Here is a 1256-nt window from a genome sequence, read left to right as displayed (position 1 = left end):
TATTGTGGCTTAATGAATCTGTACACCGATATGAGGTAAACTCCTCCTTAATATAATACGGTGTATAAAGTAATGAAATCTCAACCCACTTACTCAACAGAATTTAAAATAGATGCTGCTAATCTCGTGATTAAGCAAGGCTACTCAACAAAAGAAGCTTGTGAGGCCACAGGTGTTGGTCCGACAGCAATAAGGCGTTGGGTGACTCAGCTCAGGCAAGAATTTGACGGTATTACTCCATCAGGAAATGCCATCACCCCAGAACAACAGCGCATTCAAGAGCTCGAAGCCAAAATCAAGAAGATTGAATGGGAGAAAGACATCCTAAAAAAGGCTACCGCTCTCTTAATGCAAGACAGCATCAAACGATAGTATTAATTGAATCGTTATCAAGAGAGCAGAACATCGTTAAACAGCTTTGCTGTTTATTTGAAGTGCCCCGTAGTAGCTATCACTATCACCTTAAACATCGTGGTTTAGTGAGCCCCGAACGTGCAAGATTACGCCAACAGGCCATCTCAATACACAGTGATAGCCGAGGTGCAGCAGGCGCGAGAACAATAGCTGGCCAGCTAAATCAGTCAGGTGAAAATGTGGGGCGCTATCAAGCGGCGAGCCTAATGAGAGAAGCTGGGCTCGTCAGTAGCCAGCCCAGAAAACATCGCTATTCTGTCGCCAGTGAAGACTCAAAAATAGCCCCTAACTTGTTAAAGCGTCAGTTTAATGTAGAAAAGATAAACCAGGTTTGGTGCGGTGATGTAACCTATGTTTGGTCTGGAACCCAATGGCTCTACTTAGCTGTGGTCATGGATTTATATGCCAGAAAAATAGTGGGTTGGGCTTGCTCGGATAGCCCGAATACAGATTTAACCTGTGCCGCATTAAGGATGGCATTTGAAAGTCGTGGACGGCCAATAAACGTGGTATTTCACTCAGACCAGGGTTGTCATTACAGTAGTCTTCAATATCGGCAGATGCTCTGGAAATATAACATCACTCAAAGTATGAGTCGAAGAGGGAATTGTTGGGATAATGCGGTAATGGAACGATTTTTTAGAAGTTTCAAAACGGAATGGATGCCTAAGCATGGGTACAATAATGTTGATGAAGCAAAGCAAGATGTACTGAAGTATATATTGAAGCACTACAATACAAAACGTGGGCATAGTTATAATAATTATATGACCCCAACAGCAGCTGAAAATGCTGCTTAAAGCATATCTCTTGTTTGTGTACAGATTTACTTGACCACATCA

1 protein-coding gene is annotated in these 1256 nt (G+C 42.5%); it reads left to right on the top strand.

Annotated elements, in window-relative coordinates; all coding sequences use genetic code 11:
• The first annotated feature begins 72 nt into the window (after positions 1 to 72).
• Positions 73 to 1214 (top strand): IS3 family transposase gene (locus tag GQA99_RS20070; RefSeq protein WP_160056985.1). Its coding sequence is split into 2 segments (ribosomal slippage): positions 73 to 325 and positions 325 to 1214, totalling 1143 coding nucleotides; the frame shifts between segments, so codons are not numbered across the junction.
• Positions 1215 to 1256: the final 42 nt, after the last annotated feature.

Origin of the sequence: Shewanella litoralis (assembly GCF_009828585.1) — a bacterium.
Classification (GTDB): domain Bacteria; phylum Pseudomonadota; class Gammaproteobacteria; order Enterobacterales; family Shewanellaceae; genus Shewanella; species Shewanella litoralis.
The sequence above is the reverse complement of the archived record's forward strand: the minus strand, read 5'-3'. Positions and strand labels throughout refer to the sequence as shown.